Annotated in this window: 25 protein-coding genes; 10 read left to right on the top strand and 15 right to left on the bottom strand. The window is 67.4% G+C overall.

The window, feature by feature from the left end; genetic code table 11:
• The first annotated feature begins 75 nt into the window (after nt 1-75).
• From sufC (GY812_16130) to GY812_16120, 3 genes are read left to right on the top strand one after another with little or no spacing between them, the layout of a single operon-like run.
• On the top strand, nt 76-894 hold the full coding sequence (sufC, locus tag GY812_16130) for a Fe-S cluster assembly ATPase SufC (GenBank protein MCP4437010.1): 819 nt from the start codon (nt 76-78) through the stop codon (nt 892-894).
• Nucleotides 876-2,144 (top strand): SufS family cysteine desulfurase, encoded by a 1,269-nt coding sequence (sufS, locus tag GY812_16125; protein ID MCP4437009.1) that lies wholly within the window; start codon nt 876-878, stop codon nt 2,142-2,144. Before sufC (GY812_16130) ends, sufS begins: the two co-directional genes overlap by 19 nt.
• 21 nt (nt 2,145-2,165) lie before the next feature.
• Nucleotides 2,166-2,663: an SUF system NifU family Fe-S cluster assembly protein gene (locus GY812_16120; protein MCP4437008.1), complete on the top strand. Its 498-nt coding sequence runs from the start codon at nt 2,166-2,168 to the stop codon at nt 2,661-2,663.
• A 63-nt stretch (nt 2,664-2,726) separates the two neighbouring features.
• Here GY812_16120 and sufC (GY812_16115) read toward each other — a convergent pair whose 3' ends face one another.
• From sufC (GY812_16115) to GY812_16100, 4 genes are all read right to left on the bottom strand, one after another.
• Nucleotides 2,727-3,545 carry a Fe-S cluster assembly ATPase SufC gene (sufC, locus tag GY812_16115; protein ID MCP4437007.1) on the bottom strand — a complete coding sequence of 273 codons (819 nt, stop codon included), beginning with the start codon at nt 3,543-3,545 and terminating at the stop codon, nt 2,727-2,729.
• Entirely contained in the window at nt 3,542-4,099 is a 558-nt protein-coding gene (locus GY812_16110) for a non-heme iron oxygenase ferredoxin subunit (protein MCP4437006.1), read from the bottom strand. The genes sufC (GY812_16115) and GY812_16110 overlap by 4 nt, the downstream gene beginning before the upstream one ends.
• The gene (locus GY812_16105; GenBank protein ID MCP4437005.1) at nt 3,862-5,169 is read right to left on the bottom strand and encodes a hypothetical protein; all 1,308 of its coding nucleotides are present in this window, start codon (nt 5,167-5,169) and stop codon (nt 3,862-3,864) included. The genes GY812_16110 and GY812_16105 overlap by 238 nt, the downstream gene beginning before the upstream one ends.
• Nucleotides 5,170-5,266: 97 nt before the next feature.
• Nucleotides 5,267-5,620: a hypothetical protein gene (locus tag GY812_16100; protein MCP4437004.1), complete on the bottom strand. Its 354-nt coding sequence runs from the start codon at nt 5,618-5,620 to the stop codon at nt 5,267-5,269.
• Nucleotides 5,621-5,661: 41 nt separating this feature from the next.
• Here GY812_16100 and GY812_16095 point away from each other — a divergent pair, with 41 nt between their 5' ends.
• Nucleotides 5,662-6,633 carry a diguanylate cyclase gene (locus tag GY812_16095; GenBank protein ID MCP4437003.1) on the top strand — a complete coding sequence of 324 codons (972 nt, stop codon included), beginning with the start codon at nt 5,662-5,664 and terminating at the stop codon, nt 6,631-6,633.
• Nucleotides 6,634-6,718: 85 nt separating this feature from the next.
• On the opposite strand, the gene sufB is transcribed toward GY812_16095, so the two are convergent.
• Nucleotides 6,719-8,113 (bottom strand): Fe-S cluster assembly protein SufB, encoded by a 1,395-nt coding sequence (gene sufB, locus GY812_16090; protein MCP4437002.1) that lies wholly within the window; start codon nt 8,111-8,113, stop codon nt 6,719-6,721.
• A gap of 244 nt (nt 8,114-8,357) precedes the next feature.
• Here sufB and GY812_16085 point away from each other — a divergent pair, with 244 nt between their 5' ends.
• Nucleotides 8,358-8,762 (top strand): DUF2752 domain-containing protein, encoded by a 405-nt coding sequence (locus tag GY812_16085; GenBank protein ID MCP4437001.1) that lies wholly within the window; start codon nt 8,358-8,360, stop codon nt 8,760-8,762.
• 84 nt (nt 8,763-8,846) lie between these two features.
• On the opposite strand, the gene GY812_16080 is transcribed toward GY812_16085, so the two are convergent.
• The 5 genes from GY812_16080 to GY812_16060 form a co-directional block, all read right to left on the bottom strand.
• Nucleotides 8,847-9,383: a gamma carbonic anhydrase family protein gene (locus GY812_16080; protein ID MCP4437000.1), complete on the bottom strand. Its 537-nt coding sequence runs from the start codon at nt 9,381-9,383 to the stop codon at nt 8,847-8,849.
• A gap of 4 nt (nt 9,384-9,387) precedes the next feature.
• The gene (locus tag GY812_16075; protein MCP4436999.1) at nt 9,388-9,879 is read right to left on the bottom strand and encodes a flavin reductase family protein; all 492 of its coding nucleotides are present in this window, start codon (nt 9,877-9,879) and stop codon (nt 9,388-9,390) included.
• A gap of 150 nt (nt 9,880-10,029) precedes the next feature.
• Nucleotides 10,030-10,890 carry an MBL fold metallo-hydrolase gene (locus GY812_16070; GenBank protein MCP4436998.1) on the bottom strand — a complete coding sequence of 287 codons (861 nt, stop codon included), beginning with the start codon at nt 10,888-10,890 and terminating at the stop codon, nt 10,030-10,032.
• 152 nt (nt 10,891-11,042) lie between these two features.
• Nucleotides 11,043-11,813: a methyltransferase domain-containing protein gene (locus tag GY812_16065; GenBank protein ID MCP4436997.1), complete on the bottom strand. Its 771-nt coding sequence runs from the start codon at nt 11,811-11,813 to the stop codon at nt 11,043-11,045.
• 137 nt (nt 11,814-11,950) lie between these two features.
• Nucleotides 11,951-12,463, bottom strand: coding sequence for a MaoC family dehydratase (locus tag GY812_16060; GenBank protein ID MCP4436996.1), 513 nt, complete (start codon nt 12,461-12,463; stop codon nt 11,951-11,953).
• Between the two features lie 299 nt (nt 12,464-12,762).
• Here GY812_16060 and GY812_16055 point away from each other — a divergent pair, with 299 nt between their 5' ends.
• The 4 genes from GY812_16055 (at nt 12,763) to GY812_16040 (ending at nt 17,971) form a co-directional block, all read left to right on the top strand.
• Complete coding sequence (locus tag GY812_16055) at nt 12,763-15,300, top strand: EAL domain-containing protein (GenBank protein MCP4436995.1); 2,538 nt, start codon at nt 12,763-12,765, stop codon at nt 15,298-15,300.
• A gap of 11 nt (nt 15,301-15,311) precedes the next feature.
• Complete coding sequence (locus GY812_16050; protein MCP4436994.1) at nt 15,312-16,910, top strand: acyl-CoA/acyl-ACP dehydrogenase; 1,599 nt, start codon at nt 15,312-15,314, stop codon at nt 16,908-16,910.
• Between the two features lie 87 nt (nt 16,911-16,997).
• Nucleotides 16,998-17,549 (top strand): TM2 domain-containing protein, encoded by a 552-nt coding sequence (locus GY812_16045; protein ID MCP4436993.1) that lies wholly within the window; start codon nt 16,998-17,000, stop codon nt 17,547-17,549.
• Between the two features lie 83 nt (nt 17,550-17,632).
• A complete protein-coding gene (locus tag GY812_16040) occupies nt 17,633-17,971 on the top strand; it encodes a DUF2752 domain-containing protein (GenBank protein ID MCP4436992.1) in 339 nt (112 codons plus the stop codon).
• 77 nt (nt 17,972-18,048) lie between these two features.
• Here GY812_16040 and GY812_16035 read toward each other — a convergent pair whose 3' ends face one another.
• Together GY812_16035 and GY812_16030 are read right to left on the bottom strand one after the other, a co-directional pair.
• Entirely contained in the window at nt 18,049-18,927 is an 879-nt protein-coding gene (locus tag GY812_16035; protein ID MCP4436991.1) for a CoA ester lyase, read from the bottom strand.
• Between the two features lie 9 nt (nt 18,928-18,936).
• Nucleotides 18,937-19,998, bottom strand: a complete 1,062-nt coding sequence (locus GY812_16030; GenBank protein ID MCP4436990.1) for a CoA ester lyase — start codon at nt 19,996-19,998, stop codon at nt 18,937-18,939.
• A gap of 176 nt (nt 19,999-20,174) precedes the next feature.
• Between GY812_16030 and GY812_16025 the strand changes: the two genes are divergently transcribed.
• Nucleotides 20,175-21,146 carry an NADPH:quinone oxidoreductase family protein gene (locus tag GY812_16025; GenBank protein ID MCP4436989.1) on the top strand — a complete coding sequence of 324 codons (972 nt, stop codon included), beginning with the start codon at nt 20,175-20,177 and terminating at the stop codon, nt 21,144-21,146.
• A gap of 34 nt (nt 21,147-21,180) precedes the next feature.
• Here the strand turns inward: GY812_16025 and GY812_16020 are convergent, their stop codons facing one another.
• The 3 genes from GY812_16020 to GY812_16010 form a co-directional block, all read right to left on the bottom strand.
• The gene (locus GY812_16020) at nt 21,181-21,990 is read right to left on the bottom strand and encodes a redoxin family protein (GenBank protein ID MCP4436988.1); all 810 of its coding nucleotides are present in this window, start codon (nt 21,988-21,990) and stop codon (nt 21,181-21,183) included.
• Nucleotides 21,987-22,595, bottom strand: coding sequence for a disulfide bond formation protein B (locus GY812_16015; protein ID MCP4436987.1), 609 nt, complete (start codon nt 22,593-22,595; stop codon nt 21,987-21,989). Before GY812_16015 ends, GY812_16020 begins: the two co-directional genes overlap by 4 nt.
• Nucleotides 22,596-22,710: 115 nt before the next feature.
• Complete coding sequence (locus GY812_16010) at nt 22,711-23,808, bottom strand: alcohol dehydrogenase catalytic domain-containing protein (protein ID MCP4436986.1); 1,098 nt, start codon at nt 23,806-23,808, stop codon at nt 22,711-22,713.
• Between the last annotated feature and the right edge of the window lie 24 nt (nt 23,809-23,832).

The following is a 23,832-nucleotide window of genomic DNA, read 5'->3' as shown; positions in this document are numbered from 1 at the left end:
CCTCTCGTGCGGGCCCGTTTGAAGTCTCACGACGAGCTATTTCCACTACCCCCGTAGTGCAAATACAATCGGGGCATGGCCGACGCAGCCACCACCCCCCTGTTCGAGACCCGAGACCTGCACGCGCGCCCCGCAACGGCTGACGCCGACGAGTCGGCCGGCGATGGCGCCCACACCGGCGACACCGTGTCGAGCGACATCCTGCGCGGGGTGACCCTGCAGGTAGCGCCCGGCGAGGTCCACGCGCTCATGGGTCCCAACGGTTCGGGCAAGTCGACCCTCGCCAACGTGCTGATGGGATCGCCGGAGTACGAGGTGACTTCGGGAAGCGTGCGCTACAAGGGCGATGACGTCACCGACTGGTCACCCGACCTGCGCGGGCGCGAAGGCATGTTCCTGGCCTTCCAGTATCCCCAGGAGGTCGCCGGGGTTCCGGTGCGGCAGTTCCTGCGCCAGGCACTGTCCCAGCGCAAGGGGATCGACCTGTCGGTACTCGAGATCCGCCTCGCCATCATGGAATGGATGAAGCGCCTCGACATGGACCCGGCGTTCGCCGATCGGTTCCTCAACGAGGGCTTCTCCGGTGGCGAGAAGAAGCGCAACGAGGTGCTCCAGATGGCCATGCTCGAGCCCGATCTGGCGATCCTCGACGAGACCGACTCGGGGCTCGACATCGACGCGCTGAAGGTCGTGGCGGCCGGCGTCAACGCAGTGCGCGAGGACCGACCGGACCTGGGCGTGGTCGTCATCACCCACTACCAGAAGCTCCTGGACTACATCACCCCCGACGTGGTCCATATCCTTCTCGACGGCCGCATCGTCGACTCCGGTGGCCCCGAACTGGCCAAGCGGCTCGAGCAAGAAGGATTCGACCAATGGCGAGCGACAACGTGAGTGCCCGCAGCGATGCCACCACCGTGCTCGACACCGCTGCCATCAAGGCCGACTTCCCGATCTTCACCAACCGCACCGACCCGCCGCTGGTGTTCCTCGACTCCGCTGCCTCCTCGCAGAAGCCGACCGCTGTTCTGCAGGCGATGGACCACTACTACGAGAACGACCACGCCAACGTGCACCGGGCCGCGTACGACCTCGCCGAGGCGGCCACCAACGCCCTCGAGGGGGCCCGGGCCAAGGTCGCCCGCTTCATCGGGGCGCCGGCAACCGAGGAGATCATCTTCACCAAGAACGCCACCGAGGCGATCAACCTCGTGGCGCGGAGCTGGGGTGGCGCCAACCTCGGCCCCGGCGACGCCATCGTGCTGACGCAGCTCGAGCACCACGCCGACATCGTTCCCTGGCAGCAACTCGCGGCGGAGCGAGGCTTCGAGATTCGCTGGATCCCCCTCACCGAGGACTCCCAACTCGATCTGTCCGAGCTCGACCTCTTGCTGGACGGGGCCAAGCTGGTCGGCCTCACGGCCATGTCCAACGTCGTCGGCACGATCACTCCGGTGAAGCGGATCACAGAGGCAGCCCACGCGGCAGGTGCGCTCGTGTGCCTCGACGCGTGCCAGTCGGTCCCCCACCTGCCCACCGATGTCACTGACCTCGGCGTCGACTTCATGGCCTTCTCCGGTCACAAGATGTGCGGACCCACCGGCGTGGGTGTGCTGTGGGCACGGCGCGAGCTGCTCGAGGCGATGCCGCCGTTCCTCGGCGGCGGCGGAATGATCCTCGACGTGCGTCTGGACGGTTTCATTGCTGCGGAGCTGCCGGCCAAGTTCGAGGCCGGCACACCACCGGTCGCCGAGGCAGTTGGCCTCGGCGCCGCGGTCGACTACCTCAGCGCCCTCGGCATGGACGCCGTGCGGGCACACGAGATCGAACTCACCGCATATGCCATGCGCACCCTCACCGAACGGCTCGGCGACGACCTCAACATCCATGGTCCGGCCGAGCCCGACCAACGCGGTGGTGTGATGAGCTTCGCCTACGCGGGCATCCATCCCCACGATCTCTCACAGGTGCTCAACCAGAGCGGCGTGTGCGTCAGGCCCGGCCATCATTGTGCCAAGCCGCTGATGCGCTGCCTAGGTGTTGGCGCGACCGCCCGGGCATCGTGGTACATCTACAACGACGAAGACGACATCGACGCCCTCGCCGAGGCCATCGCGGCCTCCGGGGACTTCTTCGCCTTCTGAGAAGACCAACACGGAGACCTCATGTCGGACCTCGAAGACCTCTACCGCGAGATCATCCTCGACCACTACCGAAGCCCGCGCAACCGCGGCGAGCTGCCGGTGCCGCCGGCGTCGCGCGCCGAGGGATTCAATCCCCTGTGCGGCGACGAGATCGTCGTGTACCTGACGCTCGACGACCCTTCGAAGGGTGATGACGCGATCGTGGAAGACATCGCCATCGGTGGCCAGGGGTGCTCCATCTCCCAGTCCTCGGCGTCGATGATGTCGGCCGCGGTGAAGGGTCGCACCGTCGGCGAGGTCCAGGAGCTGTCGCGGTCCTTCAAGGCCATGATGTCGATCCACGAGGGCGAACTCGAGGGCGCCGCCGACCCTCCCGAAGTCGACGACTCCGACCCCACCGGAGGACTGGGCGACCTGGGTGCGCTGCGCGGTGTGGTGAAGTTCCCGGTGCGGATCAAGTGCGCCACGTTGAGCTGGAACACCCTCGCAGAAGGCCTCGAGCAGGCAGCGAGCAACTGAGCCCGACCCCAGCCGCTGCTGCAGCCAGTCGGTTGGGGGCACGCCCTGGCAGTCGCCCCGGGCTCAGAGCAGGGGGTCGGCAAACGGGTCGTCGATGACCGGCCGTTCGGGCTCGGAGTCGCCTTCGTCGACCGCCATGCCATCGGTCCAGGCCGCGTAGCCCTCGACCTCGAGGCGGTCGGCCAACTCCGGACCGCCGGACTCCACAATCCGTCCGGCCACGAAGATGTGCACGCGGTCGGCACGCAACTCCTCGAGCAGTCGCGTGTAATGGGTGATGGCGAGCACGCCGAGCGGCGGGCCACCCTCGAGGCCGTCACGGGTGGCGTCCTCGATGCGCTTCGACACTGCTCGCAGCGCGTCGACGTCGAGACCGGAGTCGATCTCGTCGAGCACTGCGATCCGCGGTGCCAGCACCGACATCTGGAGGGTGTCGTTGCGCTTCTTCTCGCCGCCGGAGAGGTCCACGTTGAGGGGCCTGTCGATCAGCGACGGGTCGAAGCCCAGCCGGTCTGCCTCGACCGCGAGGCTCTCTCCCACCGCGGCCGCGTCCCGGCCCGCCGCCGAGAGCGCCTCACCGAGCATCTCCCCGAGGGCCACCCCGGGCACCTCCGTGGGGTACTGAAACGCCAGGAACAACCCTGCCGCAGCACGTTGCCACGTCGGAAGGGCGAGCAGGTCGACGCCGTCGAGCGTGACGTTGCCGCCCGTGACCTCATAGCCGTGGCGGCCCATGAGCACGTGGGAAAGGGTCGACTTGCCGGAGCCATTCGGCCCCATCACCGCATGGACCTCGCCGGAGCGGACCACCAGGTCGACGCCGTCGAGTATCTGCTTGTCGCCGACCGATGCGGTCAGGCCTTCGATCACCAGTTCGCTCATGAGTCCTCCGCCGCGCTCAGCCAGACATCTCCATCGACCACCTCGGCATCCCAGACCGGCACTGGCCGCAGCGCCGGCAGCGACTGTGGCTCCCCGCTCCGGAGGTCGAATGCACTTCCGTGCTTGGGGCACTCCAGGGTGCACTCGTCTTCATCCACCTCGCCGCCGGACAGCGACACGTCAGCGTGACTGCACCGGTCGCCGATCGCATAGACGTCCTGGCCCACGCGCACCAGTGCCACACCCACCCCATCGACTTCGACACGGGTCGCCTCACCGTCGGTCAGCTCGCCCAGGGAGGCCACTCGGGTGCGGCTCACCTTGGTGCCCCCGCCGAGTCGCCCACGCCGGCAGGCGCGAGATGGCGGTCGAGCTCGGAGTCGATCCTGCTCGTCACCAGCACCCTCGCCTCGGGAACCGGGAAGTGATCGAGGGCATCGTCGAAGAAGCCTCCGACGATCAGACGCTGGGCGGCATCGGGCGGCACTCCCCTGCTCTCGAGGTAGTACTGCTGCTCCTCGTCGACGGGGCCGACCGTCGACGCGTGGGCACATCGCACGTCGTTGTTCTCGATCTCGAGGTTGGGCACCGACTCCGCCCACGCGTCCTCGGAAAGCTTCACGACCCGGTTGGCCTGCACGGCATCGGTGCCACGGGCACCCTCGGCGATGTGGATCATGCCCGTGTACACCGAGTGGGCAGAATCCGCGAGCGCGCCTTTGAAGTAGAGGTCGCTGGTGGTGTCAGGGGCTTGGTGCCGCTGGAAGGTACGCAGGTCGACCATGCGCTCCCCTCCTGCGAGGTAGGCCGCTGCAACGTCGCCTGCGGCACCCCGACCATCGAGGTGGCAGTCGATCCGCAAGCGCGCATAGTCGCCACCCATCTGCGCGACCCCTGCCAGCCAGGTCGCCTGCTGCGCGACGGTGGCGCCAAGCGTGCCCACCTGGGCGACCTGGGGGCCCAGATCCTGCACGACGCAATGGCTCACCCGCGCCGCTGCTGCGACAACCACCTCGGTGACCGGTGCGAACAACGCGGCGACGTCGTCTGACACGTTGACCTCGATCAACGACACCCGCGAGTTGTCGCCGCATCGCAGCACCAGCCGCGGGAAGGCGGCGACGCCGGGGGTGGAAACGTGGTTCACCACCACCATCGGTCGGTCGAGTTCGGCTCCAGCCGGCACTTCTATCACCACGGGGGTGGGCGCCAGGGCGGCGTTCCATGCCGAGAAGGCATCGTTGGACGGGGCATCGGCCGGCCCCAGGGGGTCGGCGCTCGTTGCAGGACCGAAGGTGACCCCCGATGCCTCCGCGTCAGCACATCCCATCGCAGAGGTAATCACGCCGTCGACGGTCACGATGTGGCCGCAGTGCTCTCCGAGTGCCTCGAGCGCGGCGGCAGCGGCTTCGGGAACGATCCCCGAACTCGTTGGGTCAGCGGAGTCGACCGGGATGAACCGCGAGGCGGGTAGGTCAGCTATGCGGCTGTAGCGCCATTCCTCGGCATCGGTGTCGGGAGTGGGCATCGCTTCGGCGACCGAGGCCCGCCCGCGCCGCCACTCCTTCAGCCAGTTTTCGCCTGGAATGCGCGTCGCCGATTGGGGGTCGAAGGGCAACTGCACGCGGATAATTTACACTATGGCGATAGTGCAATTCACGTCGGCGCAGGCCCGGCCGGCCGGCTGGGCCCACTGCCGGACCGGCCCCTGCGGAGCACCGTCAGTCCTTGTTCCGCCTGAAGAACCGCTTCCAGCCAGACCTGCGGGCGTGGCGCTCCCCGTCCACGTCAGCGATCACCGAAGGGGCGGCCTCGTTGACGATGTCCTCCGCCGCATCCAGCAGCGCCGCGATCGAGTCGTCCTCACCTAGACCGGGCGGCTCCGCCGGCGTCTCGGGCGTCACCAGCGTGCCGTGCGCCCAATTGACGTCGGCCATCCGGCGCTGGAACGCCTCGCAATCATCAGGGCAGCGCCATGGCGCCTCCGGAGCCAAGTCGAGGTCACACTTGCGCACCGTTTCACCGTTGGCATAGGTCCTCGACTCGAAGAACTTGCAGTCCTGTCGCATCGGCATCCATCCATCATGCCCAACTGCGGAGGTGTCAGGATGGCGCCGTGACAGAGGAAGTGGGGAATCGCTCAGGCAACGACGCCGGCGTCGATCGCAGCCAATCCACGAGCACTACCGCCGAACTCGCGACCGTACTCGGCGTGCTCGAGGACGCCGCAGTGCCGGTCGCGTTGCTCGACAGCCAGGCGAGAGTGCTTCAGGCCAACGCCCCCTTCGCCCGCGTGTGCGGAAGGCCCTCCGGGGAACTGCATGGCGAGCGCCTCTCCGCCTGGGTGATCGACGACGACCGGGCGACGGTGGAGGCCGTGATCGGCGAGCTGGCCGATGGCGCCGCGTCGGCGACTCACGGCACCGAGGCACGGCTCGTCGGCGCCGACGGCAGGGTGCGACCGATGAGCCTGCACCTGGGACTGCTCGGCGATACCCCCGGCGTAGCCCTCATGTGCATCGCGCATGACCGCAGCGCCGAGCGCCGCCGCGAACGCAGTGACCGCAGTGCCCGGATGGCCGAGGCAACCGCCGACACGACCGACACGGCGACCGGGCTGCCCAACCGCAAGAGCCTCGACCTGGCGCTCGCGTCGGCGGCGCGACGCAGCAATACCAACCAGGCCCCTTACGCGCTCATCCGGTGCGAACTCGGACTCGACGACGACGCCGGCGAGGCAACCGAGGTGTCGGTGGCCGAGCTGCAGGGATGCATCGATCGGGTGCGCCAGCGCCTCCGCCCCGCCGACACCGTGGCCCTGGTGGAGCCCGACGTACTGGTGGTGGTGGCCGAGGACCTGCACGACGAGCAGGACGCCGCGGGGGTTGCCTACCGACTCCTGTCGACGGTGGTGGAGCCGGTGCCGAGTGAGCAGGGCCCCGTGGGGCTGCGAATGGTGATCGGCGTCGCCATGGCAGATGGCGCCACACCGCCGCATGCGCTTGCAGCGGCCAGCACAGAGGCCGCCCTCGACGCCCGCGAACCCGGCGGGTTCAAGCTGATGGACCTGAGGGGCCTCGACGGCTGACCAGCCGAAGCCGGCTCAGCCCACGCTGCCTTCCCCCTCCTCTCCCCCGACCGGCCCGCCCCTCAACGGGTGGGCTTCGCGCAGCTCAGCCCACGCTGCCTTCCATCTGGAGTTCGATCAGGCGGGACCATTCGACTGCGTACTCCATGGGCAGGGTGCGGGTCACGGGCTCGATGAAACCGTTGACCACCATCGACATCGCCTGCTCCTCGGTGAGACCGCGGCTCATCAGGTAGAAGAGCTGCTCGTCCGCCACCTTCGAAACGGTCGCCTCGTGGCCCACGACGGCGTCGCGACTACCGACCTCCATGTAGGGGTACGTATCGGAGATCGAGTCCTCGTCGAGGATGAGGGCGTCGCACTGCACATGTGACCGGCAGCCGTGGGCACCGTCCTCCACGCGCACCAGTCCCCGGTACGACGAGCGACCGCCGCCCTTCGATATCGACTTGGACACGATCTTGGATGTGGTCTCCGGCGCGGCATGGGTCATCTTGGCGCCGGTGTCCTGGTGCTGGCCGGCACCGGCGTAGGCGACCGAGAGCACCTCGCCCGAAGCCTTCGGACCCACCATCACCACAGCTGGGTACTTCATCGTGAGGCGGGAGCCGATATTGCCGTCGATCCACTCCATGTGACCTTCGGCCTCCACCACGGCGCGCTTCGTGACGAGATTGAAGACGTTGGACGACCAGTTCTGGATCGTGGTGTAGGTGACCCGGGCGGCCTCCTTGACCACGATCTCAACCACGGCCGAGTGCAGCGAGTCGGACGTGTAGACCGGCGCCGAGCAACCCTCGATGTAGTGCACCTCGGAGCCCTTGTCCGCGATGATCAGAGTGCGTTCGAACTGGCCCATGTTTTCCGCGTTGATGCGGAAGTAGGCCTGCAGGGGCATCTCGACCTTCACGCCGGGAGGCACGTAGATGAACGAGCCCCCCGACCACACCGACGTGTTGAGTGCGGAGAACTTGTTGTCGTTGGCGGGGATCACCTTGCCGAAGTACTGCTTGACCAGTTCGGGGTACTCCCGCAGCGCAGTGTCCATGTCACAGAAGATGACCCCCTGGCGCTCGAGGTCCTCGCGGTTGCGGTGGAACACCACCTCGGACTCGTACTGGGCGGTGACCCCGGCGAGGTACTTGCGTTCGGCCTCGGGGATACCGAGCTTCTCGTAGGTGGACTTGATGGCTTCGGGCAGGTCGTCCCAGTCCTCGACCTGCTCCTCGGTGGGCTTGATGTAATAGAAGATGTCGTCGAAGTAGATCTCCGACATGTCCCCGCCCCAGTTCGGCATCGGGCGACGCTCGAAGGCCCGCAGCGACTTCATGCGGTTCTTGAGCATCCAGTCGGGCTCGCCCTTCATCCAGGACATCTCGCGAACGATGTCCTCGGTGAGGCCCTTCTTCGGCTTGTATACGTAGTCCTCCTCGTCACTCCATCCGAGGGAGTACTTGGAGAGATCGAGATCCACCGACATGGTGCCTCCGCTAGGGGTATTTACAACATCTGGATAGTAACAAACCCCTCCGCTGACCCGACATCGGCCAGAACACCACCGACAACCACCATGGGGGTACCGTTTGGCCGTGGACCTCATGACCCCGCCACCCGGTGCACCTCTGGCCGGTCAGCCAGCGCAACCGGCCGAGGGAGCGCAGCCGCGAGATGGCGACCACCCAGATGGCAGAGTCCACGCAGACAGGCCCTCCCGCATGTCCCGGGTGGCACTGCCGCTCGGCCTGGGCGCCGTAACGGTGTGCGGGTGCATCGCTGTCGCCGCCGCCGACCCCGGCGACAGCGGGACCCCGCTCTGCTGGTCGCGAGCTGTGTTCGGAGTCGACTGCCCATTCTGTGGCGGGCTCAGGGCAACCAACGCGCTGTTGCGCGGCAACATCGGCGATGCACTGGACCACAACGTGGTGCTCGCGGTCGCGCTGCCCGTCACCGTGCTCATGTGGCTGTGGTGGATGGGCCGCCGTCTGCGCGGTGGCGACTCCGAGCCCAAACGGATACCGCTGTGGATCTCGGTCACCGCAGCGGTGTTGGTCGTCGCGTTCGGAATCGTGCGCAACTTCACCGGCACCACGTGGGCGCGCTGGCTGCACTCCGACTCGTTCGTCGGCTGAACTCCCGGCTCAGCCGACCCCGCGAACTCCCGGCTCAGCCGACCCCGCGAACTCCCGGCTCAGCCGACCCCGCGAACTCCCGGCTCAGCCGGCAGTGTCGTGGTCCGGAAGGCGGCGCAGTTCCTCGCGGTAGCGCTCCGCACGGTGCACGTAGGACAGAACGCCGAAGTCGAAGTGACCCGGCTCGACTGCGTCCGGCTTGATCGTCGCCGGTACGCCGAGCGCCATGGCGAGTGGTGGCACGACCTTGTTGTTGCCCACGAACGCCCCGGCACCCACCACCGCTTCGCGGCCGATCTGCGCGTTGTGCAACACGATGGAGCCGGAGCCGATCAGCGCCTTGTCCTCCACGGTGCAGGCCTCGAGATGCGCGTTGTGGCCCACCGTCACGTGGTTGCCGAGCACGGTCGCCCACATCGGTGTTGTGTGCAGGACCGCACCGTCCTGCACCGAGGAGTCCTCGCCGACGTGGATCTCGCCGTCGTCGCCGCGCAACACGGCGCCGGGCCACACCGAGGACCGCGCCCCGATGGTGACCGATCCGATCACGACTGCGTCGGGATGTACGTAGGCATCCGGGTGGATCTCTGGTTCCTGGTGGCCCAGCGCGTAGATCGGCACTGTTCTAGATGCCGACGTGACGACCGTAGGAGCCCTTGAAGAACAGCAGCGGGCCGTGCTCGGAACGGTGCACCTGCATGGTGCGCACCCGGCCCACCACGATCTTGTGATCGCCGCCGGGATAGTCGGTCTCCAGTTCGCAATCGATGTGGGCCACGGCGTCGTCGATCCACGGGGAACCGGTTGCCGGCCCGGGCTGCCAGGAGATCTCAGCGAACTTGTCCTCGGCCTTGCCGGCGAACACGTTGGACAGCTCCACCTGGTGCTCGGAGAGCACGTTGACCGCGAAGCTGCCCGTGGCGGCCACCTTGGCCCATGACTGCGATGACTCCCCGACACAGAATCCGACCAGCGGCGGGTCGAGGGAGATCGAGAAGAAGGATCCGATCGCGAGTCCGTGTGCTCCTGCGTCGTCTGCTCCTGCGACCACAGTCACGCCTGTCGGGAAGTGGCCGAGCACCGTTCGGAACTCCTTGGGGTCGATCTCGATGTCCATGTGCTCGGAGTCGGCTCCGGTGCTGTCGGCCATGGGTTTCTCCTGGGTGGCGGTCTGTTGAGGATCCGGGCCGGGCCGGATGCGGGCGAGGCTACCGGCACACCGCAACGGCACCGAAATGCTGTCGCCGTGCGGTATGGGGGCCGTCGTTCAGCTGTCGGCGGTCTCGCGGTCGAGCGCGATCGTGAGTCCCTCATGGGCCGCGATCACTTCGACGGAACTCGACTCGGCAGCCCTGTTGCGCGCACCGTCGAGAAGTTCATCGATGTGTGCATCGCTGTGGCTCGGGTCGTGGTGAAACAGTGCAAGGGTGCGGGCTCCGGACTGCACCGCCACCTCGACGGCATAGTCGACGGTGCAGTGGCCCCAGTCCGAGCGCATCTCGAATTCCAGGTCATCGAACTGGGCGTCGTGTATGAGCACGTCCACCCCGGCGCAAAGCTCGAGCACCTCCGGAGCGACCCACCTGCTGCCCGGACCGGGCTGTTGGTGGTCACTCACGTAGGCGACGGACAAACCGTCGATCTCCACCCGGAAGCCAAGGGTGGGACCAACGTGGGGAACCATCGCTGCGGTGACCGCAGCGCCGTCAACGTCGAACGAGCCCGGGCTGATGTCGTGGAAGCTGATCGAGCAGGGAAGCGAATCGAGCTCGACCGGGAAGTACGGAGGCGTCAGGAACGACTTGATGACCTGCTCGAGTGAGCCGTCGGGTTGCGCGGGCCCGTACAGGTCGAGGTGGGCGCCTTCGGTCAGCAGCGGGGCGAAGAACGGGATTCCCTGCACGTGGTCCCAGTGGAGGTGGCTGACCAGCGCGGAGGCGCGGAACGGTTCGGGGTGCGGGCGGTGCAGCCCGAAGAAGCGCAGGCCCGTACCCAGGTCGAACACGAGGGGTTCGCGGCCGGGACGTTCGAGGACCACGCAGGAGGTGTTGCCGCCATAGCGCTGATGGGCGTCACTGGAGCACGGCGTGGAACCGCGCACCCCGAAGAACGTGACCTCCGTCGACACCTGTGTTGTCCCCTGTGTTCGTAGCGGCTGGCTGAGTCAGCCGTTTCCCCTGTGCGGGCCACCGGGACCCGGAAGGTGAACTCTAGGTGAATGAGGCGGATTTCTGAATGGGTTGTGACCGAATTCTCGCGACCTCCGCCGTGCAAACGGCGTCACTGGCGCTCTGGCCCCTGCGTCCTCCATATCCGGACTTCGCAGCGGTGCGGGTAGTCGAATCGCTCCCGTCCGCGAAGCTCGGGGTGGCCCGCCACGAGTTCGGCGGCCTCGGCCAGGAGGGACTCACGCGATTCGTGGTCCATGACAGCAACGAAGGATGTCGACCGCAGCCGTTCGAGTATCGATGCGGGGCTCGATGGCACCGGGTTGGCGAACGTCTGCAAGGTCGCGGCACCGAAGGCTCCATGGTCGGCCACCACCTGTTCCCAACTGCGTTCGCGCTGGTCGGAATAGGGCCGGCCACCGCTTCGGTCCTCGACGAGGTCGGCGAGTTCGCGCACCCAGTCGGCTGACTCGTCACGCACGTTGAACAGCATCGCCAGGGCCCCGCCTTCGGTCAGCACCCGCGCGATCTCCGACAGTGCCCTTGGAGCGTCGAACCAGTGGAACGCCTGCGCGACCGTCAGGGCTGCGAAGGATCCCGTGTCGAACGGCAACGCCTCCGCCGTTGCGGCGACGGCCGGTACGCCCGGCAGCGACCTGACGAGCTGCTCCAGCATCTCGGGCACCGGTTCCGCCGCGTACACCTCGACCCCGGCCCTCGACAGCTGGCCGGTGAGGATGCCGGTGCCCGCCGCCAGGTCGAGCAGAGGCCCGCCACGCACCGCTTCCTTCACCAGTCCGACCGCTTCGCGTGCATACCCCGGCCGCGCCCGCGCATAACTCCCCGCCGCCGAAGAGAACCCCCCGGTCGATACCGGATGCATCCCACTCACCTCACCAAACCTAGGCCCGGGCGAAGGGCAACCTCCTGCCGAAGCAGGGGGCGTGCGGCGAGCGGTGCGTCAGCCCGGCAGCACCCGAGTCGTACGGACGTAGGTGGCGGTCGACGAAAGAAGCGGCCTCAGTCGGACCAGACGTCGTCGTCGTACGGGCGCTTGCGCTGTGGGGCGGCTTCGGCCTTCCAGACCATGACCTTGCGCCTGAAGAAACAGACCTCGACTCCGTCCTGGTTGAACCCCTTGGTCTCGACGGTGACGATGCCGCGGTCCCCTTTGGAGGACTCGCGCTTGTCAAGGACCTTGGTCTCGGCGTAGATCGTGTCGCCGTGGAAGGTGGGGTTCTTGTGCTGAAGGGTTTCGACTTCGAGGTTGGCGATTGCAGCGCCCGAGACGTCGGGCACAGACATGCCGAGTACGAGTGAGTAGACGAGGTTGCCGACCACGACGGTCTTGCCGTGCACGGTCTCGTTCTGGGCGAACCATTCGTTGGTGTGCAACGGGTGGTGGTTCATGGTGATCATGCAGAACAGGTGGTCGTCGTACTCGGTGATCGTCTTGCCGGGCCAGTGGCGGTAGACGTCTCCGGGTTCGAAGTCCTCGAGGTAGCGGCCGAACTGGCGGTCGTGAACGGTCATGTTGGTCCTCCGGGACTGCTCGGGGTGAGGGGGTGGGGCGTTGCGTGGCGGACGGTAGCGGCCACTGTTCGCGGCGACCAACCGCTGCCGCCTCGCGCTTTGCGTGCACAAATACAACGCACAGCGCGATAGAGAGTGAGGTCGCGCGAGACTTGCGCGCGATCAGAACCATTTCCCCCTACCGCTCCCACGGATTGTGCCGTAGTCTGCACATTCCGTGACCACCCGATGGTGGCACTGACTCGGCCAGCGACGTTGGGTGTCGCACCCGGCCCAACGGGCCGCCAGACGGGAGAACGATGCAGGACATTGCGGGGTTGGAGGCACAGCGCAGCGTCGGAGGCCGGCTGCCGGAGCCGGGAGCGTTCACAGCCGTCATCGCAGTCCGTATGGTCACCGCGGTCACGATGGGAATCATCATCGCGGTCATCCCCATGTTCGGCCCCTGGCGGGTGGTGCTGGGCGTGATCGTGGCGGCCAGTGAGGTGTTGGCCAATCTGCATGCACTGGAGAGACTCGCCCGAACCGGCATGCCGAGCGTCGCCATTCCGATCGCCGACATCTCGCTCACGCTGGTGGTCCTGTGGGCGGCACCAGAGGCGCTGCCCATCGCAGGAATCGTTTACGCCAGCATCACAGCGCTCAACGTGTTCTGGTACGGACCCCGCACATCCACCGTGCTCGCCGCCACCTGCGGCGTCGCAATGCTTGCAGCGGGGCTCTACTACCAGCCGGCGTTGTGGGTCGTGAGTGTGGTCACCTACTCGATCTGCGCCACCGTCACGATCATCGTGCTGCACAGCATCGCTTCGAGCGCTGCGCGCACACGACGTCGCTACGACGCCCTGGTCAACGGTCTCGATGCGGTCGTGTGGGAACAGGACGGCGACGGCACGAAGACCTTCGTGTCCGGAAACGTGGCAGAAGCCCTCGGCACCTCGAGCATCGAGTTCGGACGACCCGGCTTCCAGCTGGCCAGGGTCCACCCCGATGACCGAGACGCCCTGAGCGACGCTCGCCGTCGCAACGACGACGGCCGCAGCACCGAGACCCATGTGCGGATCCTCGACGACACGGGCAGCTACCGGAACATCCACGAGCGCGTAACAGTGTCACTCAACTCCGACGGCACCGTTGCGGGCGCCCGCGGGCTCTTGTTCGACGAGTCCGAACGCTGGGCCCGCGAGTCGGTCATGCGAGGCCATGCCGAGTTCATCCGGGGCATCCCGGTGGCCCTCACCGTGTTGCATCTGGCCGACACAGAAGACCCGTCGTCGCTGCAGATCGTGTCGATGAACCCGGCCGGCGAGGCAACGTTCGGCAAGATCACATCTGCCTCGCCGTTGCAGTCGGTCATACCGATCAGCGAGGAGTGGGTGGACCGCCTGGCCTCGGTGGCTCGGGCCGCGGAGGCCTACGAGAGCCCGTTCGTGAGCCTCGGCGACACCGACGACGTGTTCGCGATCAGGGCTGTGCCGCTGCCCGACAACCACGTGGGTGTGTCTTTCGAGGACGTCACCAAGCGCGCTCGCCTGGCCGAGTCCTTCCGTCATCAGGCACACCACGATGCCCTCACCGGCCTGCCCAACCGGGCTCACTTCAACGAACGGCTGGCCGAGCTGCTCGGCGGCAAGGACTGCCCGCCGATCGCGCTCCTGGTCGTCGACCTGGACGAGTTCAAGGAGATCAACGACGCGCTCGGCCACGAGTACGGCGACCGGGTGCTCACCGAGTTCGCCCGCCGGCTCGGCCGCAGGCTCCGCAACTGCGACCTCGTGGCACGCCTCGGAGGTGACGAGTTCGCCGTGTTGTTGACCGACTGCTACGGCGAGGACCACGCCCTCGAGGTTGCGGGCCGCATCCTCGACACCTGTGAAACCCACTTCGAGGTCGGCGAGTTCCGCTTCCAGGTCGGAGCATCTGTCGGCGTTGCGGTCGCACCCACCCATGGCTCCGATGGCGAGACGCTGCTGCGTCGGGCCGACTCGGCGATGTACCGCGCCAAGGCCACGGGTGGTGGCGCAACGCTGTACTCGCCCGGCCAGGAACTCAGCACCGTGAGGCGCCTCGAACTCATGGGTGACCTGCGCGAGGCGATCCGCTCGGATGCCATGGAGGTGCACTACCAGCCCCGGGTCGACCTGCGCAGCCACCGCACGGTGGGTCTGGAGGCGCTCGTACGCTGGCGCCACCCCCGCCACGGGCTCCTTCCACCGGAGGAGTTCATCGAGCTGGCCGAGATGTCGGGCAACATACGCGAGCTCACACAGTGTGTCGGCGAACAGGCTGCCGACGAGATGGAGAGCCTGCTGGGCAAGCACGAGCTGACGCTGAGCATCAACCTGTCCGCCAGAAGCCTCTATGACCCGCAGCTGGCGGACTGGGTCGAGGACTTGCTGGCCAACACCGTGATCGCACCGGAGCGCCTCTGCTTCGAGATCACCGAGACGGAGTTGATGGACGATCCGAGTCGCTGCCTGCCGCTGTTGCACGAGGTGCGCCGCCACGGAGTGAAGTTCAGCGTGGACGACTTCGGCACGGGCTACTCGTCGCTGGCGTACCTGCGTGAGCTCCCGATCGACGAGATCAAGATCGACCGCAGCTTCGTGGCCGACCTGCACCGCGACGACACGATCGTGCGTTCGGTGATCGACCTGGGCCACAACCTCGGACTGCACGTGGTCGCCGAAGGCGTGGAGGACGCTCTCACCGAGCACAGTCTGCGCACGATGGGTTGCGACAGCGCGCAGGGCTTCCACTGGGGGGCGGCGATGCCGGCCTCGACGCTGGCCGTGAGGCTTGCCGGCGCTTGGGAGAACCCGGTTACCGCCCAGTAATCTCGGTGCCCATGAGCACCTCCCCTGTCACTCCCGCAGACCTCGACGCTGCCCGTGGTGCCCTGGAGACGGCACAGGCAGTCGTCGACTCGGCCATCGATCAGCTCGCCGAGTCCGGTATCGACGACAACCAGGTCCTGGCCTACGACACGGCGCACGCTGCGGCCGCCGTGATGGCGGCACGCGGCCTGCTCGAGTACGGCTCGAAGGGAGAGCAGGAAGCCGCTGTCACCTGCGCGTTCGCGGCCGATGTGATCGCAGACCTGGCTTCCAAGCTCTACGGCCGCGAGGACGAATGGGGCGTGCAGCCGGGGGCCCTCGACGACGCCCGCGCCTTCACCGCCACATACCGCGACCCGGCATACTTGGCCTCGCTGGCCGACATCGACGGCAGCCGTGGCCTCGATGACGACTTCGAGATGGTGCAGGACACCTTCCGGCGCTTCGCCGAGGAGAAGCTGATGCCGATCGCGGAGCACATCCACCGCGAGAACGACGACATCCCCGAGGACATCATCACCGGCCTCGCTGAGATGGGTGCCTTCGGCCTGTCGATCGGTGAGGAGTACGGCGGCTTCGCCTCCGGCGGCGAGTCCGACTACATCGCCATGGTCGTTGCCACCGAGGAGCTGAGCCGCGGGAGCCTGGGCGCCGGCGGATCGCTGATCACCCGCCCCGAGATCCTCGCCCGGGCCCTGGAGGCGGGCGGCACCGAGGAGCAGAAGAAGGAATGGCTCCCCCGCCTCGCCACCGCCGAGGTCATGAACGCCGTGGCGGTCACCGAACCCGACTACGGATCCGACGTGGCCGGCGTAACGGTCGCCGCGACCCCCACCGAAGGCGGCTACCTGGTCAACGGCGTGAAGACCTGGTGCACGTTCGGCGCCCGGGCCGACGTGCTCATGCTCCTGGCCCGCACCGACCCCGACCGCAGCATTGGCCACAAGGGGCTGTCGATGTTCATCGTGCCCAAGGAGCGCGGTGACGGACACGGCTTCCAGATCACCCAGGACAATGACCACGGTGGGGGCAAGATGGAAGGCCGACCGATCGACACCCTCGGCTACCGCGGCATGCACTCCTATGAGGTGGCGTTCGACAACTGGTTCGTGCCCGAGGAGAACCTGATCGGCCTCGAGGGAGGCAAGGGCAAGGGCTTCTACTACCAGATGGCGGGTTTCGAGAACGGACGCCTCCAGACGGCGGCAAGGGCCGTCGGCGTGATGCAGTCGGCCCTGGAGGAGGCCCGCACATACGCCGAGGAGCGCAAGGTCTTCGGTCAGCCGATCGGCGACTACCAGCTGACGCGGGCAAAGCTCGGCCGCATGGCGGCCACCATCCAGGGTTCGCGCCAGTTCTCCTACGAGGTGGCCAAGATGATGGCCAAGGGAGAGGGCACCCTCGAGGCCTCGATGATCAAGGCCTACGTGTGCAAGGCCGCCGAGTGGGTCACCCGCGAAGCGATGCAGATCCACGGCGGCATGGGCTACGCCGAGGAGTACACGGTCAGCCGCCTATTCGTCGACGCCCGCGTGCTGTCGATCTTCGAGGGCGCGGACGAGACGCTGTGCCTGAAGGTGATAGCCCGCCAGCTCGTCGCCGGTCGCTGATCCCCGACCACATTCGCTGAAGCTCACCGGGGAGCGCTCCCGCGCTCCGATCGGCCCCTAGGGTGGATCGGGGAGGAGCACGCACGCATGAGCGACTATCAACGAGATCCGAGCTGGTGGCAGGCAAGCGACGGCAAGTGGTATCCGCCCGAGCAGGCCCCGCCCACAGCGGCGCCGAACCTCTCGGGCGGCTTCTGCTCCAACTGTGCCCAGCCGATGCAACCCCAGGCGGCGATCTGCACGTCGTGCGGATTCGCCCGCAATGCGGCCGACAACTACTGCTCGGTATGCGCCACACGGACGACACCGGGACAGGCGGTGTGCCTCAATTGCGGATCGTCCCTGATCGGCCCGGCTGCCGCCGGAAGTGCACAGAAGGACCGGACCACGGCGGGCATCCTGGCGATCCTGCTGGGATCCCTCGGCGTGCACAAGTTCTACCTCGGCCGCACGAATGCCGGAGTGATTCTGCTGCTGGTGACCCTGGTCTCGTTCTGTTGTGGCTTCTTCCTGCTCTTCCCGTGGCTGCTGCTGGCCGGAACCGGAGTCATCGGGATCGTCGAAGGCGTGATCATCCTGGGCAAGTCGGATGCGGAGTTCCAGGAGATCTACGTGAGGCAGGCCAAGGAGTGGTTCTGAGCGAGCAGGCCGCCGGGCGGCCTGCTCCTCCGTCGCTCCCGGCCGGCCCGGCCCCGGACCCCACGCGATGGATCACGCGGGGATTGCTCGCATCCGCCGCCGGTGCCACCGCGGTCGTGGCATGGGTGCCGGGAGTCGCCTCGCACCTGTACGACGCCGGCGGCGAGTGCCCCTTCCGGTCCGCCACCGGCCTGCTCTGCCCGTTCTGCGGCATGACGCATGCAACCGTGGCGCTGCTGCGGGGGGACCTGGGCACCACCATCGCGGAGCATCCGTTCGCCACGGTGTACGTGGTGGGCCTGGCCGCGATGATCCGCCGGTCCTTCGGTCCGACGGATCAGCCCATGTCGATCATGGCGCGGCACTTCTTCGTGGCCGCCGCCGTGCTGTTCGTGCTCTTCGCGATTCTCAGAAACCTGTGACGGCGCGCCGGCAGTACGGCCTGCAGGCACACAGGTCCGAGCGACTCACCGACGCAGGAGTGGCCTTCGACGAGCGATCAGCCGAGGGCGGCGATGGCGTCGGCGACCGCGATGGCGCGGCGCGCGTTGTCGACGTGCAGGTTCTCGATCATCTTGCCGTCGACGGTCACGACACCCTTGCCCTCGGCAACGCCGGCCTCGAAGGCCTCTATGACGCGCCGCGAGTACTCCACTTCGTCCTCACCGGGAGCAAACGCCTCGTTGCAGGGCTCGACCTGTGAGGGGTGGATGATCGTCTTGCCGTCGAAGCCCATCTCCGCCCCCTGCTCGCACTCCGCGGCAAACCCGTCTGGGTTGCGCACGTCGTTGTAGACGCCGTCGAGGATGACCTTGTCGGCGTAACGGGCTGCGTTGACGCAGCGGGCAAGGCCCCAGAGCAGGGGGCCGCGGCCCGGCACGAGTGCCGCCCGCAACTCCTTGGCCATGTCGTTGGTGCCCATGACCAGCACTTCCAGGCGCTCGGAACTGGTGGCGACCTCGACCGCGTTCTCGATCGCGGCGGGCGTCTCGAGCATCGCCCACAGGCGGGTGTGGTCGGCCACGCCGGCGGATTCGATGATGCGCTCCACGGTCGCCACATCGGCGGCCGAGTTGACCTTCGGCACCACGATGCCGGCCGGGCCGGCCTCGGCAGCCGAGCGGAGGTCGTCCTCCGCCCACTCGGTCTCGAGACTGTTGACACGGATCGTGAGCTCACGGTTGCCGTACTCACCCGACGAGACTGCAGCCGCCACCTTGGCGCGGGCCTCCGCCTTCATGTCCGGGGCGACGGAGTCCTCGGTGTCGAAGATGATCGCATCGCAAGCCAGGCCCTTGGCCTTCTCGAGTGCCTTGTCGTTGGCGCCCGGCATGTAGAGCGCCGTGCGCCGCGGACGATAGTCGTTGCTGTCACTCATCTTCACTCCTCAGAAGCCGTAGAGGGAGGCGAGTTCGGGGTCGTTGGCGGCCAGCTCCTTCGCGAGGTTGACCACCACCTTGCACTGCTTCACGGAGGCGTCGTCCTCCATCTTGCCGTTGAGCATGATGGCACCGGTGCCGTCGCCCATGGCCTCGATGACCTGCTGGGCGTGGGCAACATCGCCGGCGTCGGGGCTGAACACGCGCTTGGCGATGTCGATCTGCACGGGGTGCAGCGACCAAGCGCCGACACAGCCCAGCAGGTACGCGTTGCGGAACTGGTCCTCGCAGGCGACCGTGTCCTTGATGTCGCCGAACGGCCCGTAGAACGGCAGGATCCCCGCCATTGCGCAGGCGTCGACCATGCGGGCGATCGTGTAGTGCCAGAGATCCTGCTGGTAGGAGTTGCGATCGGCGCCGTAGGCCGGGCCGTCGTCGCCATCGGGCGGGTCGTCGCGGACCAGGTAGCCCGGATGACCGCCACCCACGCGGGTGGTCTTCATGCGACGGTCCGCAGCGAGGTCGGCCGGGCCGAGGCTGAGGCCCTGCATGCGCGGCGACGCGAGGCATATCTCCTCCACGTTGGCCACGCCCCGCGCGGTCTCGAGGATGGCGTGCACCATCAGTGGCTTCGTGAGGCCGGCCTTGGCCTCGAGCTGCGCGAGCAGGCGGTCCACGTAGTGGATGTCCTCGGGGCCCTCTACCTTGGGGACCATGATCACGTCGAGGCGGTCGCCGATCTCGGTGACCAGAGTGGTCAGGTCATCGAGCACCCATGGCGAATCAAGGCTGTTGACGCGGGTCCACAGCTGGGTGTCGCCCAGGTCCATCTCCCTGCCTACCCGCACCAGGCCGTCGCGGGCCTCCTGCTTGGACTCCATCGGGATGGCGTCCTCGAGGTTGCCCAGCAGGATGTCGACCTTTCCTGCCATGTCAGGCAGCTTGGCGGTCACCTTGTCGAGGTGGGGTGGGAAGAAGTGGATCATCCGCGACGGGCGGACAGGGATTTCGCGGAGCGGCTCGGGTGCTCCTGCTGCGAGCGGGGCGAAGAAGTCCTTGGGGCTGCGCACGGTGCCTCCTGGGCGTGTCGTCGGGCATTTGGCGACCTCGCCCGACCGTAGAGTGGACTTGGCCGCCCGGCCAACTCACGGCACCCACCCGCCGCGGCACGCGGATCCGAACAGAGCCGGCGCGCGCCGCAACGGTTCGCGGACCGCGGTACCGAGCGACGGGTAGGGTCGCCTGCATGCGAGCAGTGGTATGTCGGGAACTCGGAGAACCGGAGACGGTCGAGGTCGAGGAGCGTGAATCCCCTCCCCTGGCCGGTGACCGGGTGCGCGTGCGGGTAGCTGCGGCGGGGGTCAACTACGTAGACGGCCTGTTCGTGCAGGGCCGCTACCAGATGGTGCCCCCGGTGCCCTTCACTCCGGGCTCGGAGCTGGCGGGTGAGGTCACCGAAGTCGGCGCGGACGTCGACGGCTGGGAACCCGGCCAGCGCGTCATGGCCAGTGTCGGACTTGGTGGCTTCGTCGACGAAGCCAACCTGCGGCCCGAACAGCTACTCGCGGTGCCTGATTCCGTGAGTTTCGAGCAGGCAGCCACCCTCGGGCAGTCCTATGCGACGGCCTGGTTCAGCCTCAGGCGGCGAACCATCGCGAGAGCGGGCGAGTGGATGGTGGTGCTCGGTGCTGCGGGCGGTGTCGGGCTTGCGATGCTGGATGTCGGGCGGGCACTCGAGCTCAACACGATCGCGGTCGCATCGACCCGCGAGAAGCTGGAGCTGTGCATCCGGCGTGGCGCGCATGAGGTGATCGACTACTCCGAGGAGGATGTGAAGGACCGCGTGCGCGAGATCACCGGCGGCGGGGCCGACATCGCGGTCGATCCCGTCGGCGGCCCCCATGCCGAGGCTGCCCTGCGGGCACTTGGCGAGTTCGGGCGCCTCATCATCATCGGCTTCGCCTCGGGCGACATCCCCAGCCTTCCGGCCAACCAGGTCCTGTTGCGCAACCGGTCGGTGATCGGAGTCGACTGGGGTCTGTGGGCGATGGCCAACCCGGCGGACAACGCCGAGATGATGGCGGAGGTCCTCGAAGCCATCGGCAACGACACCCTGAAGCCGGTCGAGCCGGACACGATTCCGCTCGATCAGGCTGGAACCGCCATGCGCGACCTGCTGGACCGCAAGGTCACCGGCAAGCTCTGCCTCGTGCCCTGATCCCCGAGACCTCGGCCGGGCGGGCCGAAGGCGCTCAGCCCTCGGCTTCGGTGCCCGGGAGGCTGACGGGCGTCTCCTCCTCGCCGCCTTCACCGCTGCCGCCGCTGGACTGGGACTGTCCGGTGGCGAGCTCGTCGACGAGGGTCTGGAAGTTCGCCACCGGGATCTCGCCCGAGCCGCGCTGCCAGACCTTGCCATCGGCATCGATCATCACGAAGTACGGCGTGCCGGAAAGCCCGTAGGTCGCACCGACGCTGTTGGCGTCGTCGTCGAGCAACACCTGCGGCGTCCAACCTTCGGTCGCCAGCCAGTTGGATGGCGGGTAGTTGGGTCGGCTCTGGTCGACGATCGTGCTCACACCGATGATCTCGAGGTTCTCGGGGACGTCTCCGGAGTCGATCCAGTCCTGGAGGGCCGGGACCTCGGCCTGGCAGTGCCCACACCACGATGCGAGGAACACGAGCATCTTCGGCGTGCCGTCGCCCGGGTCGATGGTGACCACGGACTCGTCGAAGCTCTGGCCGACCACCTTGGGAGCGGGCATGCCCACAGCCGGATCCGAACCTGCGGGGACGAGACCCGACTCGGAGAGTACGGGGAGGTCTTCTCCGCTGATCTGTACCGGTGCGGTCTCCTGCTTGGCGTTCTTGGCCGCCGCGGCGCCTGTGCCTGCCACCGCGTCACCACCGCTGTCGCCGTTGCCGGACAAGATGACGATCAGGCCGATGATGACGACCACGACGGCAACCGCGCCACCGATGATCCAGGCCATCTTGTTGTCGCCGCCTGATGACGCGCCTGCCGGCGTCTCGTACGGGCTCGAGCCCTTGCGTGTGGTGGTCATTTCGTCAGCTCCGCTTCGATCGGTTCTTCGATGTTATCGACACGCTCACCCGAGGTTGCCTTCGGCCGGTACAGCAGGATCAGCGCCGCGATGGTCAGGAACGCCACCCACGCCATTCCGGGGATCGACAGGAAGTGGTACTTCCAGATCCACACGGTCGAGCAAGGGGTGGAGGTCGAACAAGCCGTCTCGATGCTGTCGGGGAATCGCTCCACCAGGTAGTGGTACGTGGAGATGCCGGCACCCACGATCACCATCGGCAGTGATATCCACCGCATCAGGACCCGTCGCCCGGCCGGCCAGAGAAGGGCGAGGCCCAGGATCAGCACCTGGGGATACATGAACCCGCGCTGCCACCAGCACAGGTAGCAGGGCGGCAGCTTCTCGACCTCGGAGAGCCACAGACTCCCGGCGGTGGTCATCGTTGCCACGGCAAACGCCATCGGCAGCGCGGCCTGCGCCATGCCTTCGCGAAGGGGACGCACCGATTCGGGCAGTCCACGGTTGAATAGCGACACGACCGACAGCACGAGCACGCACGCCAGGAACGCCACGCACAGCAGCGCGAGCAGCGACAGGAACGTGATCATCTTCGAGTCGATCATCGGGCGCGAACTGTAGCGGCGTAGCGGTCGAGCACGGCCCACCGGCCGAGCACCCTCTCAGGCTGACATCTCGAGTGGAGCCTGGCCCATGACGGGTGCCGAATGCGTCAGGAGGTCAGTCCATCATGAGCACCGTGCGCAGGCCCTTGCCTGCCGCAGCATCCGCCACGGCGTCGTTGATCTCTGCCAGCGGCCGGCGGGCAGTGACCATGTCGTCGAGCGGCAGCCGCCCCGCCTGCCACAGGTCCACCAGTCGGGGGATGTCACGAATCGAGTTGGATGACCCGAGCAGCGAGCCTTTCAGGCCCTTCTCGCTGAACATCATCGTGACCGGGTTGACCACCATGTTGTCGTCGACGGGAGCGGCACCGACCATGACGGTCTCGCCTCCCGCGCACGTCGCATCGAGGCAGTTCTGCAGCAGGGCCGAGGAGCCCACCGCGTCGAAAGCGGCGTCCACCCCGCCAGGGACCAACTCATTGACCCGCGCCACTACGTCCGCGTCGGTGGGGTCGATCACCTCGGTGGCACCGAAGGCCATCGCCTGCTCGCGTCGGGACTCCGAGGGGTCCGACACGATCACATGCGACGCTCCTGCGATCGAGGCTCCCGCCGCGATCGACACTCCGATCCCGCCCGCTCCGACCACCAGCACCGCGTCTCCCGGTTCGATGTCAGCCGTGTTGATGGCGGCACCCACTCCGGTCTGTACGGCACAACCGATGACGCATGCCACGTCCAGCGGAAGCTCGGGGGCGATGCGGATCGCGCCCTCCTCGTCGACGATCACCTCTTCGGCCCAGGCGGCGAGCCCGACGCCGCGGTAAACCACCTCGCCCCCACGCGAGAGCTTGGTGGTGCCGTCCGCGAACGTGGACGTCATCAGGGCGCCGGTGCGCTCACAGGCACCCGGCCGGCCGCGGCGGCACCCGCGACACCGCCCACAAGCGGGGTTGGGGCTGCACACCACATGGTCACCGACGGCCACCGACTCGACACCGGGGCCCACTTCGCTGACCACACCGGCGGCCTCGTGGCCCGGAATCGTGGGGCCGAACACCGGAAACGTGCCATTGATCAGCGACAGGTCGGAATGGCAGATCCCGCAGGCGACGACCTTCACTCTGACCTGCCCGACTCCGGGCGAGTCGAGCTGCACGTCGTCGGCCAGCTCGAGCGGGGTGTTGGGTTCGTTGAGGATCGCTGCGCGCATCGCCGCACTGTATTGCCCCGGCGG

Source organism: Actinomycetes bacterium (assembly GCA_024222295.1).
In the GTDB taxonomy this organism is placed as follows: domain Bacteria; phylum Actinomycetota; class Acidimicrobiia; order Acidimicrobiales; family Microtrichaceae; genus JAAEPF01.
The sequence above is the reverse complement of the archived record's forward strand: the minus strand, read 5'-3'. Positions and strand labels throughout refer to the sequence as shown.

Bases quoted from the DNA above. Each gene is read 5' to 3' on its own strand.
- sufC (MCP4437010.1), top strand. From the start codon at position 76: ATGGCCGACGCAGCCACCACCCCCCTGTTCGAGACCCGAGACCTGCAC.
- sufS (MCP4437009.1), top strand. From the start codon at position 876: ATGGCGAGCGACAACGTGAGTGCCCGCAGCGATGCCACCACCGTGCTC.
- GY812_16120 (MCP4437008.1), top strand. From the start codon at position 2,166: ATGTCGGACCTCGAAGACCTCTACCGCGAGATCATCCTCGACCACTAC.
- sufC (MCP4437007.1), bottom strand. From the start codon at position 3,545: ATGAGCGAACTGGTGATCGAAGGCCTGACCGCATCGGTCGGCGACAAG.
- GY812_16110 (MCP4437006.1), bottom strand. From the start codon at position 4,099: ATGTGCCCACGCGTCGACGGTCGGCCCCGTCGACGAGGAGCAGCAGTA.
- GY812_16100 (MCP4437004.1), bottom strand. From the start codon at position 5,620: ATGCCGATGCGACAGGACTGCAAGTTCTTCGAGTCGAGGACCTATGCC.
- sufB (MCP4437002.1), bottom strand. From the start codon at position 8,113: ATGTCGGTGGATCTCGATCTCTCCAAGTACTCCCTCGGATGGAGTGAC.
- GY812_16075 (MCP4436999.1), bottom strand. From the start codon at position 9,879: ATGGACATCGAGATCGACCCCAAGGAGTTCCGAACGGTGCTCGGCCAC.
- GY812_16065 (MCP4436997.1), bottom strand. From the start codon at position 11,813: ATGCATCCGGTATCGACCGGGGGGTTCTCTTCGGCGGCGGGGAGTTAT.
- GY812_16060 (MCP4436996.1), bottom strand. From the start codon at position 12,463: ATGACCGTTCACGACCGCCAGTTCGGCCGCTACCTCGAGGACTTCGAA.
- GY812_16055 (MCP4436995.1), top strand. From the start codon at position 12,763: ATGCAGGACATTGCGGGGTTGGAGGCACAGCGCAGCGTCGGAGGCCGG.
- GY812_16050 (MCP4436994.1), top strand. From the start codon at position 15,312: ATGAGCACCTCCCCTGTCACTCCCGCAGACCTCGACGCTGCCCGTGGT.
- GY812_16045 (MCP4436993.1), top strand. From the start codon at position 16,998: ATGAGCGACTATCAACGAGATCCGAGCTGGTGGCAGGCAAGCGACGGC.
- GY812_16035 (MCP4436991.1), bottom strand. From the start codon at position 18,927: ATGAGTGACAGCAACGACTATCGTCCGCGGCGCACGGCGCTCTACATG.
- GY812_16025 (MCP4436989.1), top strand. From the start codon at position 20,175: ATGCGAGCAGTGGTATGTCGGGAACTCGGAGAACCGGAGACGGTCGAG.
- GY812_16020 (MCP4436988.1), bottom strand. From the start codon at position 21,990: ATGACCACCACACGCAAGGGCTCGAGCCCGTACGAGACGCCGGCAGGC.
- GY812_16015 (MCP4436987.1), bottom strand. From the start codon at position 22,595: ATGATCGACTCGAAGATGATCACGTTCCTGTCGCTGCTCGCGCTGCTG.
- GY812_16010 (MCP4436986.1), bottom strand. From the start codon at position 23,808: ATGCGCGCAGCGATCCTCAACGAACCCAACACCCCGCTCGAGCTGGCC.